The sequence below is a fragment of the Brevundimonas sp. CURTG3B2_SDJG genome, assembly GCF_057364705.1.
On the sequence record NZ_JBNFOJ010000027.1, the window covers coordinates 1 to 17531 of the forward strand.

General features: G+C 68.8%; 18 protein-coding genes and 4 pseudogenes. 16 read left to right on the top strand and 6 right to left on the bottom strand.

The annotated features are described in order from the left end of the window. The first annotated feature begins 176 nt into the window (after window positions 1-176). The 4 genes and pseudogenes from ntrX (at window position 177) to hflX (ending at window position 4312) form a co-directional block, all read left to right on the top strand. Window positions 177-1590: pseudogene (gene ntrX / locus AC2W7C_RS03075) on the top strand (nitrogen assimilation response regulator NtrX). Continuing rightward, window positions 1587-2450 (top strand): D-amino-acid transaminase, encoded by an 864-nt coding sequence (locus AC2W7C_RS03080; RefSeq protein ID WP_486000125.1) that lies wholly within the window; start codon window positions 1587-1589, stop codon window positions 2448-2450. Before ntrX ends, AC2W7C_RS03080 begins: the two are co-directional and overlap by 4 nt. A 141-nt stretch (window positions 2451-2591) precedes the next feature. After that, complete coding sequence (hfq, locus tag AC2W7C_RS03085) at window positions 2592-2837, top strand: RNA chaperone Hfq (protein WP_013269198.1); 246 nt, start codon at window positions 2592-2594, stop codon at window positions 2835-2837. A gap of 166 nt (window positions 2838-3003) precedes the next feature. Next, window positions 3004-4312: pseudogene (hflX, locus tag AC2W7C_RS03090) on the top strand (GTPase HflX). On the opposite strand, the gene AC2W7C_RS03095 reads toward hflX, so the two are convergent. The 3 genes and pseudogenes from AC2W7C_RS03095 to AC2W7C_RS03105 form a co-directional block, all read right to left on the bottom strand. Next, window positions 4309-4863, bottom strand: coding sequence for a DUF1643 domain-containing protein (locus AC2W7C_RS03095; RefSeq protein ID WP_486000126.1), 555 nt, complete (start codon window positions 4861-4863; stop codon window positions 4309-4311). The pseudogene hflX and the gene AC2W7C_RS03095 overlap by 4 nt on opposite strands. Continuing rightward, window positions 4860-5656: pseudogene (gene mazG / locus AC2W7C_RS03100) on the bottom strand (nucleoside triphosphate pyrophosphohydrolase). Before mazG ends, AC2W7C_RS03095 begins: the two are co-directional and overlap by 4 nt. After that, window positions 5653-7026, bottom strand: coding sequence for an MFS transporter (locus tag AC2W7C_RS03105; RefSeq protein ID WP_486000127.1), 1374 nt, complete (start codon window positions 7024-7026; stop codon window positions 5653-5655). The pseudogene mazG and the gene AC2W7C_RS03105 overlap by 4 nt, the downstream one beginning before the upstream one ends. Before the next feature lie 156 nt (window positions 7027-7182). Here AC2W7C_RS03105 and AC2W7C_RS03110 point away from each other — a divergent pair, with 156 nt between their 5' ends. The 5 genes from AC2W7C_RS03110 (at window position 7183) to AC2W7C_RS03130 (ending at window position 9837) form a co-directional block, all read left to right on the top strand. Next, the gene (locus AC2W7C_RS03110) at window positions 7183-8079 is read left to right on the top strand and encodes a D-alanyl-D-alanine carboxypeptidase family protein (RefSeq protein WP_486000128.1); all 897 of its coding nucleotides are present in this window, start codon (window positions 7183-7185) and stop codon (window positions 8077-8079) included. A 7-nt stretch (window positions 8080-8086) separates the two neighbouring features. Beyond that, a complete protein-coding gene (locus tag AC2W7C_RS03115) occupies window positions 8087-8545 on the top strand; it encodes a hypothetical protein (RefSeq protein ID WP_486000129.1) in 459 nt (152 codons plus the stop codon). Window positions 8546-8635: 90 nt separating this feature from the next. Further along, window positions 8636-8956: an ArsR/SmtB family transcription factor gene (locus AC2W7C_RS03120; RefSeq protein ID WP_486000130.1), complete on the top strand. Its 321-nt coding sequence runs from the start codon at window positions 8636-8638 to the stop codon at window positions 8954-8956. After that, a complete protein-coding gene (locus AC2W7C_RS03125) occupies window positions 8953-9417 on the top strand; it encodes an SRPBCC family protein (protein WP_486000131.1) in 465 nt (154 codons plus the stop codon). The genes AC2W7C_RS03120 and AC2W7C_RS03125 overlap by 4 nt, the downstream gene beginning before the upstream one ends. Window positions 9418-9420: 3 nt before the next feature. After that, entirely contained in the window at window positions 9421-9837 is a 417-nt protein-coding gene (locus tag AC2W7C_RS03130) for a GFA family protein (protein ID WP_486000132.1), read from the top strand. On the opposite strand, the gene AC2W7C_RS03135 is transcribed toward AC2W7C_RS03130, so the two are convergent. After that, complete coding sequence (locus AC2W7C_RS03135) at window positions 9834-10211, bottom strand: VOC family protein (protein WP_486000133.1); 378 nt, start codon at window positions 10209-10211, stop codon at window positions 9834-9836. The two genes, AC2W7C_RS03130 and AC2W7C_RS03135, sit on opposite strands and share 4 nt — an antisense overlap. 154 nt (window positions 10212-10365) lie before the next feature. Here AC2W7C_RS03135 and wrbA point away from each other — a divergent pair, with 154 nt between their 5' ends. Both wrbA and ygiD read left to right on the top strand, forming a co-directional pair. Next, complete coding sequence (wrbA, locus tag AC2W7C_RS03140) at window positions 10366-10968, top strand: NAD(P)H:quinone oxidoreductase (RefSeq protein WP_486000134.1); 603 nt, start codon at window positions 10366-10368, stop codon at window positions 10966-10968. A gap of 2 nt (window positions 10969-10970) precedes the next feature. Then, window positions 10971-11729 (top strand): 4,5-DOPA-extradiol-dioxygenase, encoded by a 759-nt coding sequence (gene ygiD, locus AC2W7C_RS03145; protein WP_486000135.1) that lies wholly within the window; start codon window positions 10971-10973, stop codon window positions 11727-11729. On the opposite strand, the gene AC2W7C_RS03150 is transcribed toward ygiD, so the two are convergent. Beyond that, window positions 11730-12122 (bottom strand): DoxX family protein, encoded by a 393-nt coding sequence (locus AC2W7C_RS03150; RefSeq protein WP_486000136.1) that lies wholly within the window; start codon window positions 12120-12122, stop codon window positions 11730-11732. Between the two features lie 83 nt (window positions 12123-12205). Beyond that, a complete protein-coding gene (locus AC2W7C_RS03155) occupies window positions 12206-13759 on the bottom strand; it encodes an AMP-binding protein (protein ID WP_486000137.1) in 1554 nt (517 codons plus the stop codon). 171 nt (window positions 13760-13930) lie between these two features. On the opposite strand from AC2W7C_RS03155, the gene lipA reads away from it, so the two are divergent. The 5 genes and pseudogenes from lipA (at window position 13931) to rpmF (ending at window position 17325) form a co-directional block, all read left to right on the top strand. Next, window positions 13931-14893, top strand: coding sequence for a lipoyl synthase (gene lipA, locus AC2W7C_RS03160; RefSeq protein ID WP_486000138.1), 963 nt, complete (start codon window positions 13931-13933; stop codon window positions 14891-14893). 7 nt (window positions 14894-14900) lie between these two features. Next, window positions 14901-15356: a type II toxin-antitoxin system RatA family toxin gene (locus tag AC2W7C_RS03165; RefSeq protein WP_486000139.1), complete on the top strand. Its 456-nt coding sequence runs from the start codon at window positions 14901-14903 to the stop codon at window positions 15354-15356. Beyond that, a pseudogene (locus AC2W7C_RS03170) lies at window positions 15353-16463 on the top strand (NAD(P)/FAD-dependent oxidoreductase). Before AC2W7C_RS03165 ends, AC2W7C_RS03170 begins: the two are co-directional and overlap by 4 nt. Continuing rightward, window positions 16460-16990: a GNAT family N-acetyltransferase gene (locus AC2W7C_RS03175; RefSeq protein WP_486000140.1), complete on the top strand. Its 531-nt coding sequence runs from the start codon at window positions 16460-16462 to the stop codon at window positions 16988-16990. Before AC2W7C_RS03170 ends, AC2W7C_RS03175 begins: the two are co-directional and overlap by 4 nt. A gap of 152 nt (window positions 16991-17142) precedes the next feature. Continuing rightward, window positions 17143-17325, top strand: a complete 183-nt coding sequence (gene rpmF, locus AC2W7C_RS03180; RefSeq protein WP_056449735.1) for a 50S ribosomal protein L32 — start codon at window positions 17143-17145, stop codon at window positions 17323-17325. The last annotated feature ends 206 nt before the right edge of the window (window positions 17326-17531 follow it).

Here is a 17531-nt window from a genome sequence, read left to right on the forward strand (position 1 = left end):
TCGGAAAGCCTGGCCGACAGGCGGAAACCCCTCGATCGAGGTCGCCCTAAGGTAGTGCCTCCCTCGATCCCCTCCCGAATAACCGTCAACCGACCAAGCCGACCGGCGGCGGGCGGACGAGCAGGCGCGCGCTCGTCCCGGTCCACGTCCCTCCGGCGGCCGAATAGCGAGGCGTCATGCGTTCCACCGGAGCCGACATCCTGGTCGTCGACGACGAGGCCGACATCCGAGATCTGGTCTCGGGCCTGCTGGAGGACGAGGGACACGCCGTGCGCGTGGCCTCCAACTCCGACGAGGCCCTGGCCGCGATCCGGGCGCGCCGCCCGTCGCTGGCGCTGCTGGACATCTGGATGCAGGGCGGCGGCCTGGACGGGCTGGAGCTTCTGGACCTGATCAAGGAGCTGGACCCCGATCTGCCCGTCGTCATGATCTCGGGCCACGGCAATATCGAGACGGCGGTCAGCGCCCTGCAGCGCGGCGCCTACGACTTCATCGAGAAGCCGTTCAAGTCCGACCGGCTGGTGGTTGTCGTCCAACGCGCCCTGGAGGCCTCTGCCCTGAAGCGCGAGAACCGCCGCCTGCGGGCGCAGGTCGGCGGCGCCCACCGGCCCTCATCGGGCAAGTCGGCGGCGGCCAGGCCCTGCGCAGCACCATCGCCAAGTCGCGCCCGCCAACAGCCGCGTGCTGATCTCCGGGCCGCCCGGCTCTGGCAAGGAACTGGTGGCGCGCCAGATCCACGAGGCCAGCGCCCGGGCCCGCGGCGAGTTCGTCGCCATCGCGGCGGCCGGCATGACGCCGGAACGCCTGGACCTGGAGCTGTTCGGCGAAGAGGGCGGCGACGGCCGGCCGCGCAAGATCGGCGTGTTCGAGCGCGCCCACAACGGCACTCTCTACCTGGACGACGTCGGCGACATGCCGCGCGAGAGCCAGAGCCGGGTGCTGCGCGTCCTGGTCGAGCAGCGTTTCCGCCGGGTCGGCGGCGAGCAGGACGTCCAGGTCGATGTGAGGGTCATCACCTCGACCTCGCGCGACCTGAAGACGGAGATCGCCGAGGGCCGCTTCCGCGAGGACCTGTTCCACCGGCTGAACGTCGTGCCCATCCGCGTGCCGGCGCTGTCCGAGCGGCGCGAGGACATTCAGGAGCTGGTCGATTACTTCATCGAGAGCCTGGCGGCGTCGCAGGGCCTGCCGCGCCGGCGGCTGGGCGACGACGCGATCGCCGTGCTGCAGGTCCATCCCTGGCCGGGCAATGTGCGCCAGCTGAGGAACAACGTCGAACGCCTGCTGATCCTGGCGACGGGCGACGTCAACGAGCCGATCGGCGCCGACGCCCTGCCGTCGGAGGCCACCAACGCCAACTCCACCGGCACCCTGGGCGCCGAGCGGATCATTGCGCTGCCGCTGCGCGAGGCCCGCGAGGTGTTCGAGCGCGAATACCTGGCCGCCCAGATCATGCGGTTCGGCGGAAACATCTCGCGCACGGCCGCCTTCATCGGCATGGAGCGTTCGGCGCTGCACAGGAAGCTGAAGTCGCTGGGCGTGTCGCCGGCCCGCGGCGGCGAGGATGAAGAAGGATCCGTCGAGGAATGAGCCGCGTCGCCTATGTCAACGGCCAGTATGTCCCGCATGGACAGGCCACGGTCCATGTCGAGGACCGCGGCTTCCAGTTCGCCGACGGCGTCTATGAGGTCTGGTCGGTGTTCGACGGCCGGATGGCCGACTTCGACGGGCACATGACCCGGCTGCACCGCAGCCTGACCGAACTGCGCATCGACATTCCGATGTCGCGCGAGGCCCTGACCCAGGTGCTGAAGGAGACCATCCGGCGCAACCGGGTGAAGAACGGCATCGTCTATCTGCAGGTCACCCGGGGCACGGCGCGTCGGGACCATCCGTTCCCGCCGCCGGGCACGCCGCCCAGCGTCATCGTCACCTCCCGCTCGATCAGCCCACTGAAGACCGACGCCGTCGCCGCCAACGGCGTGGCCGTGGTCACCACCCCGGACATTCGCTGGGGGCGCTGCGACATCAAGACGGTCGGCCTGCTGCCCAACATCCTGGCCAAGCAGATCGCCAAGGATCGTGGGGCCTACGAGGCCTGGATGGTCGACGACATGGGCCTGGTCACCGAAGGCTCGTCGACCAACGCCTGGATCATCGACGAGCACGGCAAGCTGCGCACGCGCGACACCCAGGCGAACATCCTGAAAGGGTGCACGCGCACGACACTGCTGGACATCCTGAAGGAGGAGGGGATCGAGCTGGAGGAGCGCGCCTTCACGGTCGACGAGGCCAAGCGGGCCCGGGAGGCCTTCTTCACCGCAGCGGGCGCCTTCGTCATGCCGGCGGTGTCGATCGACGGCGTGAAGATCGGCGACGGCAAGCCCGGCCCGATCGCGACCCGCCTGCGCCAGCTCTATATGGAACGCGGCGCGCGCGACGCGATTTGATCGGCTGTCGGTTCTCGTCGGAGCCGAGACTGGCGGATTGAGATTGATCGGTCGCTGTTGACGCTTATGGTGGTTGCGCCGCCAGCCGGCCCCGCGCCGCTCCCACGGCCGGAGAACAATCAAGAACGGGACCTACCCGCCATGTCGCAAGACAAACGCCAGAACCTTCAGGACACCTTCCTCAACTCGGTGCGCAAGACCAAGACGCCGCTGACCATCTTCCTGGTCAACGGGGTCAAGCTTCAGGGCATCGTGACTTGGTTCGACAACTTCTGCGTCCTGCTGCGTCGCGACGGCCAGTCGCAGCTGGTCTACAAGCACGCCATCTCGACCATCATGCCCTCCGCGCCGGTGCAGTTGTACGAGCCGGAAGCGGACGAGGATTGATCTCCCTTCCGCCATCATCCTCGGGCTTGACCCGAGGATCGGACGTCGTGCGCCTCACGGGCGTGGGATGGCTCTCCGACCGACGGACGCCTATCTGTCGCTTGAACCGGATCATCCGATCCTCGGGTCTCGCCCGAGGATGACGTCTTCATGAGAGTCTGAACTTCTGAGCACGAAACTGATCGACCACGCCGTCCCGCTGATCCGGGCCGTCGTCATCCATCCCGACGGCCGCAGCGAGAGCTCGCGGTTGGCCGAAGAACGTCTGGAGGAGGCCGCGGGCCTGGCCCGGGCGCTGGACCTGGATGTGCGCGCCGAGGAGATCGTGCGCGTGCGCAAGCCGCGCCGGCGACGCTGTTCGGTTCGGGCAAGGTCGACGAACTGGCCGCCCTGGTCCGCGCCGCCGACGCCGAGGCCGTGGTTGTCGACGATGATCTGTCGCCGGTGCAGCAGCGGAACCTTGAGAAGGCCTGGGATGCCAAGGTCATCGACCGTACGGGCCTGATCCTGGAAATCTTCGGCCGCCGCGCCCGCACCAAGGAGGGCCGGCTGCAGGTCGAGCTGGCGCGGTTGGACTACGAACGGTCCCGCCTGGTCCGCACCTGGACCCACCTGGAACGCCAGCGGGGCGGCACAGGAAGCACGGGCGGCCCGGGCGAAACCCAGATCGAACTGGACCGCCGCCTGATCGCCGACCGCATCGTCCGCCTGAAGGGCGAGCTGGAAGAGGTGCGCCGTACGCGTGGCCTGCATCGCAAGGCTCGCCAGAAGGTCCCGTTCCCGACCGTCGCCCTGGTCGGCTACACCAACGCGGGCAAGTCGACGCTGTTCAACCGGCTGACGGGGGCCGAGGTCCTGGCCAAGGACCTGCTGTTCGCCACCCTGGACACCACCCAGCGCACCATCCGCCTGCCGCAGGGCCGGCCGCGATCATCTCCGACACCGTCGGCTTCATCTCGGACCTGCCGCACGAACTGGTCGAGAGTTTCCGCGCCACCCTGGAAGAGGTGGGCGAGGCGGACCTGATCCTGCACGTCCGCGATATCGCCAGCCCGGATTCCGACGCCCAGGCCAAGGACGTCGAGGCGGTCCTGAAGCAGATTCCCACGGTCGAGGGAAAAACCCGCCGCGTGCTTGAGGTCTGGAACAAGGTCGACCTCCTGGACGCCGAGGTCCGCGAGGCCGTTCTGGGCCAGGCCGAGCGCCTGCGCGCGCAAGGCCAGGCCGTGGCCGTCTCCGCCTGGACCGGGGAGGGGATCGAGCCCCTGCGCGAAACCATCGCCGGCCTGATCGACGACGATCCCGAAACCGAGGTCGTGCTGGAGCCCCACCAGGGCGAGGCGCTGGCCTGGCTCTACGCCAACGGCCGCGTCACCGGGCGCGAGACCGACGCAGCCGGGCGAACCCACGTGACCGTGCGCTTGCATCCCGCGGCGCTGGGACGGTTCGAGCGGCAGTTCGGCCAGGGCGCCTAGGCGTTCGGCGTCCAGCGGATGATCGGCGTGTCCCCCCGCAGGTAGAGCGGGTGCTTGGGGCTGCCGTCGGCGTTGGTCCCGAAGCACCACAGCGGCACGCCGTCTTCGATCAGAGCCTTCACGAGGGCCTGGCCGGCGGGCGCCAAGGCCTTGTTCAGCTTGCCGTGGCACAAGATCACCCGCGCCGCGCCCGCCGCCGCCTGGCGGATCGCCGGCAGGTTGGCGGGCGAGGAGGCCACGACGCCCGGCTGCAGCAGCATCTTGGGATCGGTGGCGCGATAGTCGCCGACATTGGCCTTGATCATGGCGTCGAACCCTTCTCTTTGAGCGAAGGTCCATTCGCGCGCGCAGGTCGGGTCGTTCACCGCGGCGTCGGCGGTGGACGGGTTCATGCCGATGAACAGCAGGTAGTGGTCGGGAAAGGCGTCGCCCCGCCAGCGGCGCATCAGCGGCCGATAGCGGCCGTCCTCGCTGAAGACGGCGTCGCCCCTGACTCCCTCCATCAGCGCCAGCCGCACCTTGCCGCCGGGATCGTGACGGTCGGCGGTCATGCGGCGCCCTCGCGTTCGGCCGCCTTGGCCGCATCCCATAGGCCGTCCATCTCGGCCAGATCCGACTGCTCCGGGGTCCGCCCGTCCTTGGCCAGTTCCGCCTCGATGAAGCCGAACCGGCGGACGAATTTGGCGTTCGCCCCACGCAGGGCCTCCTCGGGCTCGACTCCCAGCTTCCGCGCCAGGTTGGCCATCACGAACAGCAGGTCGCCCAGCTCGCCGCGCGCCTTGTCCAGGTCGCCGGCGGCGATCTCGACCTTCAGCTCGGCGACCTCCTCGTCCAGCTTTTCCATAACCTCGGCGGTCGACGGCCAGTCGAAGCGACGTGGGCGGCGCGCTTGGTCAGCTTGGCGGCGCGCGCCAGGGCGGGCAGGCCGACGGGCACGTCGTCCAGCACGCCGTGCTGGTCCTTCGCCTTGCGCTCGGCGGCCTTGATGTCCTCCCACCGCTGCTTGACCTCGCCGGCCGAACCCAGGGACGCCGCCTCGCCGAAAACGTGCGGATGGCGCCGTTCCAGCTTGTCGGAGATGGCGTTCGCCACGTCGTCGAAGGCGAACAGCCCCTGTTCCTCGGCCATCCGGGCGTGGAAGACGACCTGGAACAGCAGGTCGCCTAGCTCGGACCTGAGGTCGTCCATATCGCCGCGCTCGATGGCGTCGGCGACCTCGTAAGCCTCTTCCAGCGTGTAGGGCGCGATGGTCTGGAAGGTCTGCTCCACGTCCCAGGGGCAGCCGCCGACGGGCGCGCGAAGTCGCGCCATGATGGCGGTCAGGCGATCGATGGGCGAGGTCATGCGGTCTCGGTCTTGGCGTCTCGGGCTTCGAGGGCCTTGCGGATCTCGTCGTGCCGGGCCGGGGTCAGGGGGTAGTTCTTTAGCACCAGCGCCGCCGCCGCCAACAGCAGGCCGGGCAGGAGGATAAACAGGACCTGCAGGGCCAGCAGCGAGAACTCGCTGTTGCCGCCGGGCGGGGGCACCGCCCTGAAGCCCACCCACTGCAGGATCAGGTAGGGGATCAGGGCGACCACGTGGCCGATCTTTGTGGTGGCCGACAGGATGGAGAACATCAGGCCGGTGCGATCCACGCCGGTCTCCAGCCGGACCTCGTCTCCGACGTCGGCCATCATGGCTCGCAGCAGGAACAGACCCGCCGCATAGGGCAGGCCGGCCAGGAACATCACCACCGCCGTCAGGGCGAAGCTGCCCCCCGGGACCAGGGTCGCGCCAATGTAGAGGCCGGCGAACGCCAGGCTCGCGATGGCCAAGGCCCGGTCCTTGCCGACCTTGGTCGCCAGCCACGCCCAGAACGGCGCGCCGACCAGGCCGGCGACGAAGTACAGCAGCATGAACAACGAGGCCTCGGTGTGCCCATAGCCCTTGATCTGGCCGAAGAAGAAGAACAGCAGCGAGCCGGTGATGCCCGGCGCGACTCCGAGCAGGACGTCGGCGAACAGCAGTTTTCTAACCGCCTTGCGTTTGAACAGGCCCAGGTAGGCGCTCGGTCCCCCGTGCGGCGCGGCGCCGGCGTTGACCGGCTCCGGCACGGTGAACAGGGCCAGGCCGATGGTCACCGGCAGGGCGATCAGGATGGCCCAACCCATGATGCGGACGCCGTCGGCGTAGTCGCCGATCTTCAGCTGCACCACCACCGTCGGAAGGATCAGGATCAAGATCACGCCGATGATGTTGAACACCTGCCACCAGCCGTAGACCCGGCTGCGCTGGTCGTATTCCGGGGCCAGGACCGAGGCCCAGCCCAGCTGGCCCAGGGTCGCGATCGAGAAGCCGAGGTAGAGCACCAGCAGCCAGCCGAAGAGGTAGGCGGCGCCCGCGCCGGGCTGGACCACGACGAACATCATCAGCGCCGCGAGCATCAGGATGGGCGTCGAGGCGATCATCCACGGGCGATAGCGGCCGAAGCGGGTCTTCGTCCGGTCCATGGCCCAGCCGATGAAGGGGTCGAAGGTGATGTCGATCAGGCGCACGGCCATGAACACCGTCGCGACCACGCCGAGCTCCAGCCCCACGAAGGTGGCGTAGAACTCCGGCAGGGTGACCGGCAGGGCCACGCCGAACGCCGCCAGCGGCAGGCAGACCGTGGAGAAGGCGGCCAGGACGGCGTTCGATCGCCGTGGGGCGGCGGGGGAGGCGGCGGCGTCGGTCATGGACGGGTCCGGCTGCGACGGCCCCTGAGTCGGCCGCAGCTTCACCATGCCGCCTTTGCGCGCCGCGCGCGAGGCTGCTGCGTGCCCTCCACAGGTCTGGCCCGCTCAGGGGTGACAGCCCTTGCGGCCGGCGGCGAGGTAGGGTCACCTGCCGTCATGCCGCCCAGCCGTCTTCTTTCCCTGTTGTGCGCCGGCGCCGTCTGGCTGACCGCCGGCGCGGCGATGGCGCAGGGGAGGGGAGACGCCAGGGGCGAACGGTGCGACGCCGATCCCGTCGAATGGGGCGCCCCGGCCTTCGCCAACCGGGTCTCGTTCCAGTCGATGCAGTGGGCGCCGTTCAACGGCGCGGAATGGGGCTGGGAGACGTATCTCCCTCTGATCCAGAAGGAGATCGGCACGGATTGCGCCCCCGGCACGCCGCGCTTCGCCCGGGCGCTGGCGGACTTCCAGTACGCTCGGGGGCTGCCGCCGACGGGCTGGTTCGACGCGGAGACCTTCCAGGTCTTCCGCGGCGTCTGGCAGGAGCGCCGGCCCTTCATCATGGCCCGGGTGCGCCAGGAGCCTTGCCCGGATCCGCCGCCGCTCTATCAGCTCGGCTATCTGGTCGAGTCCGAGGAGCACGCGGATCGTCTGACCCGCCTGTTGCGCCGCGACGTGCTGGACGCCTATCGCGAGATGGTCGCCGCGGCGCGGGCCGAGGTGCCCGAGGTGGCGGCCAATCCGGAGTTGCTGCAGATCTTCTCGGGCTTCCGCGATCCCGAGGCCGACGCCGCGCGCTGTGCCCAGTCGGGCAATTGCGACGGTCTGCGCCGGGCCCTCTGCTCGCCGCACCGGACGGGCACGGCGGTGGATCTGTACGTCGGCCAGGCGCCCGGTCTGGGGGTGGACAACACCTCGCCGGCCAGCCGCCTGCACATGACCCGAGGTGCCACCTACCGCTGGCTGGTCAAGAACGCCGAACGCTTCGGCTTCATCCCCTACGCCTATGAACCCTGGCACTGGGAATGGGTCAGCCCGACCGGCGGTTACGTCGGCGCGCCGCCGCCCCTATGAACGGCTGATGATCAAGCGGCCGTTGACATCCGCCGAGATCGACCTGGCGCGCGAGGCGTTCGGGAACGGGCTGCGCTACGACACCGTCCGCATCCTGAAGGCCCCTTGGCCCTTCGATCGCGCCTTCGTGCCCGGGCGCTGGTTCGGGCGGGAGTGGATCGTGTGGCCCGGGACCACGCTGCTTGACGATCTGACGCGGGGCCCCCTGGGCCGCCAGGCGACCTTCATCCACGAACTGACCCATGTCTGGCAGGCCCAGCAGGGGGTGAACCTGCTGACGGGCAAACTGAGGGCCGGCGACAGGCCCCAGTCCTACGAATATCCTCTGGGCGTCGACTGCCTGTGGGATGGTCTGAACATCGAGCAGCAGGCGATGGTCGTCGAGCATCGCTTCCGCCTGTCGAGAGGGTTGAAGACCCCGGCGAACAAGGCCTTCTACGACCGCGTCTGCCCCCTGGGCCGTTAGGGGCGGCCGTCCGGCGGCATGCGGATCGATCGGCAGGTTTGACATGCAGGCATTTACCTGCATATTGAGCCTCGCATCCGTGAGGAACCGATGGACGCCGACAAGGTCTTCAAGGCGCTGGCCGATCCTAGCCGCAGAAGGCTGCTCGACCTCCTCCACGAGAGGAACGGGCGGACCCTGGGCGAGCTCTGCGAGCACCTGGACATGGCCCGGCAGTCGGCGACGCAGCACCTCGGGATCCTGGAGGAGGCCAATCTGGTCGCCGTCGTCCGGCGGGGCCGCGAGAAGCTGCACTTCATCAATCCCGTGCCGATCCACGAGGTCTACGAGCGGTGGGTGCGCAAGTTCGAACGTGAGCGGCTCAGCCTGCTTCACGACCTGAAACAAGAGCTCGAAGGAGAAGAGCGATGACCGCCGAGAAGACCCGCTTCGTCTACGTCACCTACATCGTCTCGACGCCCGAAAAGGTGTTCGAGGCCATCACCCGGCCCGAGATCGCGCGCCGCTACTGGGGTCACGAGAACGTCTCGAACTGGACGCCGGGATCGCGCTGGGAGCATGTCCGCGCCAACGACGAGCGGACCGTCGAACTGGTCGGCGAGGTGGTGGAGATCGCTCCGCCGAGCCGTCTCGTCATCACCTGGGCCAACCAGTCCCAGGCCGACGACCCCGAGGCCTACAGCCGGGTGACCTTCGAGATCGAGCCCTATGAGGACATGGTGCGGCTGACGGTCAGCCACGACGACCTGATCGCCGGCAGCGGCATGGCGAACGGCGTCAGCAAGGGCTGGCCGATCGTCCTGTCCAGCCTGAAGTCGCTGCTTGAGACGGGCAAGGGCCTCGACGTCTTCGCCAAGCCGAAGGCGGCCTGAGTCATGGCCGAGCCCTATCTGGGCGGATGCGCGTGCGGGGCGATCCGCTACGAGGCGAGGAACGAGCCCCTGGTGCAGGTGCACTGCCGGTGCCGCGACTGCCAGAGGCGCGGCGGGACAGGCCACAACTCCTATCTGACCTTCGGCAGCCGCGCGAATGTGACAATCACGGGTGAAGTCAGGACCTGGCGGGTCGCCGGCGACAGCGGAAGCGACAAGCTCTACGCCTTCTGTCCCACGTGCGGAGCGCCAGTCTACGTGACGTTTCCCGAGCGGCCGGAGCTGACCGCGATCCACGCCGCCAGCCTGGACGCGCCCGAACGGTTCCGGCCGCGGGTCGTCACCTATGCGGTGCGCGAACTGGCTTGGGACGATCTGGATCCGGCCCTGACGGCCTTCGAGCGCATGCCGCCGGGCTAGTGCATCGTGCCGGCGACGATCTCCAGCTTGTTGCCGTCCGGATCCAGCAGCACCGCGCCGTAGTAAGTGGGCGAGATGTCCGGATGCTCGCCCGCCGGCCGGATCACGATCGCGCCCTCGGCCACGGCCGCGGCGAAGGCGGCGTCCACCGCCGCGCGGCTGTCGGCGGCGAAGGCGATGTGGGTTCCCAGGCCGCCGACCTGCTCACCCTGAACCGGATAGAGGAAGAACAGGCTGGTCTCGCCGCCCGGGCCGAAGCCCAGCTCGCCCGCCTTCTCGGAGGCCAGGGCGCAGCCCAGCGGCGAGAAGAAGGCTCCGTAGAAGCGGCGGGCGGCTTCAAGGTCGCGGACGCCGACGGACAGATGATCGAACAATGCGGTTCTCCCTCGCTGGTCCCATCGATCTGGGAACCTTCGCCGGGGTTCGCAAGATTTCGAAGGATGAGACTTGCGGCCGACGCCGAGCCGGGCCATCTGAAGTTCGTCACAGACACTGTGGCGATTTTCCGTCGTCTCATCGGAGGGCGTCATGCCTCGGATCCTGGTTCTCTATCACTCGACCTACGGTCATATCGAACGGATGGCCGAGGCGGTCGCCGAAGGCGCGCGCTCGGTCGAGGGCGCCGTCGTGGACATCAAGCGCGTACCTGAACTGGTGCCGGAGGAACTGGCCCGGTCGAGCGGCTACAAGCTGGACCAGGAAGCGCCGATCGCCGTCCCTGCCGATCTGGAGAACTATGACGCGGTGATCGTGGGCGCCGGCACCCGCTACGGCACGGCGGCATCGCAGATGCGCAACTTCTGGGACCAGACGGGCGGCGTCTGGATGAAGGGCGCGCTGGTCGGCAAGGTGGGCTCGGCCTTCACCTCGACCGCCACCCAGCACGGCGGCCAGGAGACCACCCTGATCGGCCTGATCCAGACCCTGCTGCACCACGGCATGCTGATCGCGGGCCTGCCCTACGCCTGGAGCGGCCAGCAGACGATGGACGAGATCACCGGCGGCTCGCCCTACGGCGCCACCACCATCACCGGCGGCACGGGCGCCCGCATGCCCAGCGACAACGAGCTGGACGGCGCCCGCTGGCAGGGCCGCTACGTGGCCGAAACGGCCAAGAAGCTGTTCGGCTGACCATGACCCGGCAGCCGGCGATCTTCTTCGGCCACGGCTCGCCCATGAACGCGCTGGGCGGGCCCTATGCGGACGCCTGGCGCGCTCTGGGCCAGGCGGTCGGCAAGCCGAAGGGGGTGGTCATGGTCTCGGCGCACTGGGAAACGGCTGGCCTGGGCGTGACGGCGCAGGCGCAGCCAGAAACCATCCACGATTTCGGCGGTTTTCCCACCGAACTTCATGCGATGCAGTATCCCGCGCCGGGGTCACCGGAGCTGGCCGGCCGGGTCGCCGAGCTCACCGGGGCGGCGCCGACGACCCAATGGGGGCTGGATCACGGGACCTGGTCCGTCCTGGCCCATGTCTGGCCCGCGGCGGACGTTCCGGTCGTCCAGCTGTCGCTGAACCGGCGACTGGACGCCCGCGGGCATTTCGAACTCGCCCGGCGGCTCAACCCGTTGCGGGACGAGGGGATAGTGATCGCCGGATCCGGCGACTTCGTGCACAACCTGCGGCGCTGGAAGCGCGACGGCGGCGGACCCTACGACTGGGCGGTCGACTTCAACGAGGCGGTCAAGGCCGCCCTGTTCAGGGGCGACGACGACGCCCTGATCGACTGGGTGCATCTGGCCGAGGACGCCCAGCTGAGCGTGCCGACCGACGAACACTACCTGCCGCTGCTCTACGTCGCCGCCCAGCGAAGGCCGGGCGACGACGTGAGCTTCTTCAACGACGTCATCGAGGGCGGATCGATCTCGATGACGAGCGTTCGGATCGGCTGATCAGGTCTTCTTCATCGCTGCGTCCACCGACCACGGGCCCGGGCCGGCGGCCACGAAGTACAGCCACACGAAGCAGTAGAGCACGATCGTCTCGCCGCCGTTGACCATGGGGATGAAGTTCTGAAGGCCGTGCACCGCCCAGTAGCCGACGGCGCAGAAGCCCGCCGCCAGGAAGGCGACGGGGCGGGTGAACAGACCGATCACCAGCAGGACGCCGAAGATCAGCTCCAGCGGGCCTGACAGGCCGGCCAGGCTGAGGCCGGGCGGAGGCACGCCCTCGACGGCCGGAAAGCCCAGCACCTTGGCCGTGCCGTGGCAGACGAACAGAAGGCCGGCGACGATGCGCAGCACGCTGAGGAGCTGCGGCTGGTACGCGGAGAACCTATCGAACATGGAACCCTCCCTCTCTTGCAGAGGCGGGCACTGTGCGGCCGAGTCGGCGTTCCTTCAAAGGCGAGGCTTCAGGCCGCCCGGCCTCACGCGGCCTTGTCCAGCTCGGCCATCTGCTGGATCGCGACATAGTCGGTCTTGCCCGTGCCCAGGACCGGCACCTCGCCGACCCGCAGGATCTTCTTGGGCACCGCCAGTTCAGGCGCGCCATGCTCACGGGCCCATTCGGCCAGGCGCGAGACGTCGGCGTCCTTGCGGTCGGTGACCAGCACCAGCTTCTCGCCTTTCCGGCTGTCGGGGATGGCGACCACGGCGTGGCGCGCCTCGGGCCAAACCGCGCTGGCCAGGCCCTCGACGGCGGTCAGGGACACCATCTCGCCGCCGATCTTGGCGAACCGCTTCACGCGACCCAGGATGGCGACGTAGCCGTCCTCGTCGATCGAGACGATGTCGCCGGTGTCGTGCCAGCCGTCCTTGAGCGGCTCGATCACCGTCGGGTCGTCGACCGACAGATATCCCCGCATGACGTTGGGGCCGCGCAGGTAGAGGCGGCCGCCCTCGTCGATGCCCGGCACGGGGTCCAGTCGCCACTCCATGCCGGGCAGGATCTGGCCGACGGTGCCCGGGCGGTTGCGGTCGGGGTGGTTGACGGCCACCACCGGCGCGGCTTCGGTCGCCCCATAGCCTTCCAACAGCTTCAGGCCGTGGAAGCGGGTGTTGAACAGGTGGTGGGTCTCGTCGCGCACGCGCTCGGCCCCGGCGACGACGAATTTCAGCGTCGCGAAGTCGTCCGGCGCCGCCACACGGGCGTACTGGTTCAGGAAGGTGTCGGTGGCGAACAGGATCGACGCCTTCACCTGCGGCAGCAGCTCGGTGATCTGCTTGGCGTGAAGCGGGGAGGGGTACTGGAACGCCTTCATGCCCTGCAGCAGGGGCAGCAGCACCCCGCCGGTCAGGCCGAAGCAGTGGAAGGTCGGCAGCGGGTTGAACATCACCCAGTCGGGGTCCAGCGCGATGTGCTGGGCCACCTGGCGGCAGTTGGCGACCAGGTTGGACTGGCTGAGAACCACGCCCTTGGGGGCGCCGAAACTGCCCGAGGTGAATAGGATCACGCCCGGCGACGACGGCTGGGTCGGCACGCGGAAACGCTTGGGCATCATGCCGGCCATCAGGCCGTAGAGCTTGTCCTGAAGGCCGATCGTCTTGCGGACGTCGTCCAGCCAGACGATCTCGGCCGCGCTTTCGATTTGCTCGATCAGCTCCTCCAGCTTGGCCTGCTGGATGAAGCGCTTGGCGGTCAGAAGCTTCTTGACGCCGGCGGCGGCGAGGGCGGCCTTGATGTTCCGTTCGCCCGCCGTGAAGTTGATCATCACCGGCACACGCCCATGGGCGTGCAGGCCGTAGTAGGTGACGACCACTCCCATGCTGGACGGCAGCAGGACGCCGACCCGCTCGCCCGGCTCGGTCATGGCCGCGATCTTGCGGCCCAGCACGAAGGCGGCGCGGATCAGGCCGGTGTAGGTGAGCGGCTTGCGGTCCTGGTCCTCCAGGATCTCCTTGTCGCCGTACGTGTCGCGGGCCGCGATCAGGGCGTCGAAGACCGTTTCCTCGCCGGCCTTGAGGTCCAGGGGTACGCGCAAAAGACATCCTCCGTCCGGGCGCTCGGGCGGCGCCCTTGTCGTTTGAGCGCGCAAACTAGAGCCCCCGTCCGGCGTTGAAAAGATGTGTTACTCGGCGTGAGGGGGCCCCGCGCCTTGCCTTCGCCGCACGGAAGGACGACATAGCCCCTTCTGGAGCCGGAGCCGGACGCCTTGGTCACGCTGATCGACACGCTGAAGAAGACGCCCGCCGAGTTGCGTCACCCCGAGAAGCAGAACCGCCCCGATTCCGTTGTGCTGAAGAAGCCGGACTGGCTGCGCGTGAAGGCGCCGGGCTCGGGCCAGTACAACGCCACCAAGGCGATCGTGCACGAGAAGGGGCTGAAGACCGTCTGCGAAGAGGCGGCCTGTCCGAACATCGGCGAGTGCTGGAGCCAGAAGCACGCCACGCTGATGATCATGGGCGACACCTGCACGCGGGCCTGCGCCTTCTGCAACGTCAAGACCGGCCTGCCGCAGCCGCTGGACCCGGAAGAGCCCGCCAAGGTCGGCCTGGCCGTCCAGCAGATGGGCCTGAACCATGTGGTCATCACCTCGGTGGACCGCGACGACGTCTCCGACGGCGGGGCCGCCCACTTCGCCGAGGTGGTACGCCAGATCCGCCTTCAGGCTCCGAACACGACGATCGAGATCCTGACGCCGGACTTCCTGCGCAAGGACGGCGCGGCCGAGGTGATGATCGACGCGACCCCGGACGTCTTCAACCACAACCTCGAGACGGTTCCGCGCCTGTACCTGAAGATCCGGCCCGGCGCCCGCTACTTCCACTCGCTGCGCCTGCTGCAGATGGTCAAGGAGCGCGACCCCAACCAGTTCACCAAGTCCGGCATCATGGTCGGGCTGGGCGAGACCAAGGAGGAGGTCATGCAGGTGATGGACGACATGCGCTCCGCCGGCGTCGACTTCATCACCATCGGCCAGTACCTGCAGCCCACCCGCAAGCATGCGGCCATCGAGCGTTTCGTGACGCCGGAGGAGTTCAAGGCCTATGAGGCGATCGCCCGGGCCAAGGGCTTCCTGATGGTGTCGTCGAGCCCGCTGACCCGCAGCTCGCATCACGCCGGCGAGGATTTCGCCCGGCTGAAGGCCGCGCGCCTGGCGCAGACGGGGCGCTGATCCCGGCTTGGCCGTCCATCGCGTCACAAGAATCCTGTCCTACCAACCTGACCAGCTCGCCGAGCTGGTGGCGGACGTGAAGGCCTATCCGTCGTTCGTGCCCTGGGTGACTGGCATGCGGACCTGGAACCGGCGCGAGGAACGGCCCGGAATCTGCGTCGAGGACGCCGAGGCCTCGGTCGGCTTCTCCTTCCTGCGCGAGCGCTTCTCCACCTGGGTAAGGCACGACCGGAACCGGCCGATGGTCGAGGTCGGGCTGCTCAGAGGCCCCTTCCACCACCTGAAGAACCGCTGGGAGTTCTTTCCCGATCCTGGGGGGACGCGGGTGGAGTTCATGATCGACTTCGCCTTCCGCTCGCGCCTGCTGGACGGGATGCTGCAAGCGAACTTCGACCGCGCGGTCGGCAAGCTGATGGCCTGTTTCGAGGCCGAGGCGAAGCGGCGGTACGGAGGCGCGGCATGAGCTTCGATTTCGACGCTGTGGTCGTGGGCGCTGGGGCGGTCGGCCTGGCCTGCGGGCGGGCGCTGGCGAAGCGGGGCCTGGCGGTGCTGGTGCTCGAGAAGGAGCCGCATGTCGGCCAGGGCGTCTCGTCGCGCAACAGCGAGGTCATCCACGGCGGCCTCTATTATCCGACCGGCTCGCTGAAGGCGGAGTTCTGCGTCCAGGGCCGGCGCGCCCTCTACGCCTTCCTGGACAGCCACAAGATCGACTACCGAAAATGCGGCAAGCTGGTCGTCGCCACCGAGGAGGCCGAGGTCGAGCGCATCGAGGCCATTTTTCGGCGGGCGACGGCGAACGGGGTCGAGGGGCTGGAGCATCTGACCGGCGCCCAGGCTCGCGCGCTGGAGCCGGGGCTGAACGCCCACGCCGCCATCCTGTCGCCCGAGAGCGGTCTGTTCGCCAGCCACGACTACATGCTGGCCCTGCAGGGCGAGATCGAGGACGCCGGCGGCTCGGTCGTTCTGTCCACCCCGTTCGAGCGGGCCCAGCCCCTGCCGGACGGCGGCTTTTCGATCGTGGCGGGCGGGGGAGGACAGGGCGACCTTGACCGCCCGGCTGCTGGTCGCCGCGCCGGGCCTGGGTGCGCAGGACGTCGCGAGCCGCATCGAAGGCTATCCGGCCGCCCGCATTCCCGCCCGCCACCTGGGCAAGGGGGTCTATTTCCGCCTGACCGGCAAGGCTCCGTTCGAAAGGCTGGTCTATCCGCCGCCGATCCCGGGCGCGCTGGGCACCCATTATCGCAAGGACCTGGGCGGGCAGGGGGTGTTCGGGCCCGACCTCGCCTATGTCGAGACCGAGGACTATCGGGTCGACCCCGCCAAGATGGCCGAGTTCGAACGGTACATCCGCCATTTCTGGCCGGGCCTGCCCGATGGGGCGCTGACCCCCGACTACGCCGGCATTCGACCCAAGCTGCATGGGCCGGGGGAACCTCAGCCGGACTTCCAGCTGCGCGGCCGCGACGACCATGGCCTGGATGGTCTTGTGGCCCTGTTCGGCATCGAGAGCCCGGGACTGACCAGCTCCCTTGCCATCGGCGAGGCGGTCGCCGACATGCTGGCGGCATGACCGACCTCACTGTGCGCCCGGCGACGCCCGCCGACATTCCGGCTCTGCACGCCCTTGTCGAGAGCGCCTATCGCGGCGAAGCCTCGCGCGCCGGTTGGACCACCGAGGCCGATCTTCTGGAGGGACAGCGTACCGACCCCGAAGACCTGGCCTCGATCCTTGCCGATCCGAAACAGGACCTGCTCACCGCCTGGCGGGACGGCGCGCTCCTGGGCTGCATCCTGATCGCCGACCGGGGAGAGGGGACCGGCTATTTCGGCATGCTGTCCGTCGGCCCGACCCTTCAGGGCGGCGGGCTGGGCCGACGCCTGGTCGAGGCCGCCCATGCCGAGATGGCCCGCCGATTCGGCGCCGTGCGGTCGCGGATCTCGGTCCTGCCTCAGCGCGAGACCCTGATCGCCTGGTACGAGCGGCTGGGGTATGCGGCGACCGGCGAGACCCTGCCGTTCCCTTATGGCGACCCCAGATTCGGCCTGCCGCTGCGGGACGATCTGCACTTCATCGTCATGGAGCGGCCGCTGGCCTGACGCGGCGCGCCGAACCGCCTTGAAATCGCCCGCGGCTTCATGCATAAGCCCGCGCTCGCGTGGCGGCTCTTCCTCCTTTCCGGAGGACATGGGAGCCGCCGCAGTTGTTTTCGCGCTGGCGACAGCGCCCGACCAAGAAGATTGAGACGGACATGGCCGTTCCGAAGCGCAAAGTATCGCCCTCGCGTCGCAACATGCGCCGCGCCCACGACGCCCTGGGCACGAACGCCTACGTTGAGGACAAGGACACCGGCGAGCTGAAGCGCCCGCACCACATCGACCTGAAGACCGGCACCTATCGCGGCCGCCAGGTCCTGACGCCGAAGGAAGACTAGGTCTTTCGACGGAGCGGCCCTCGGGCCGATCAGCGTTTTGACGGCGCGCGGTTCTCCGCGCGCCGTTTTCGTGCGTTGATGGGGGCGAACTCCAAGGAGCGCCGATGATCCGCCGTCTTCTCCTGAGCGCCGCCGTGCTGGGGCTGGCCGCCTGCAACCCGCCCCGAGGCGACCGAGCCGGCCTCCGCGCCGAGGCCCGCCGAGCC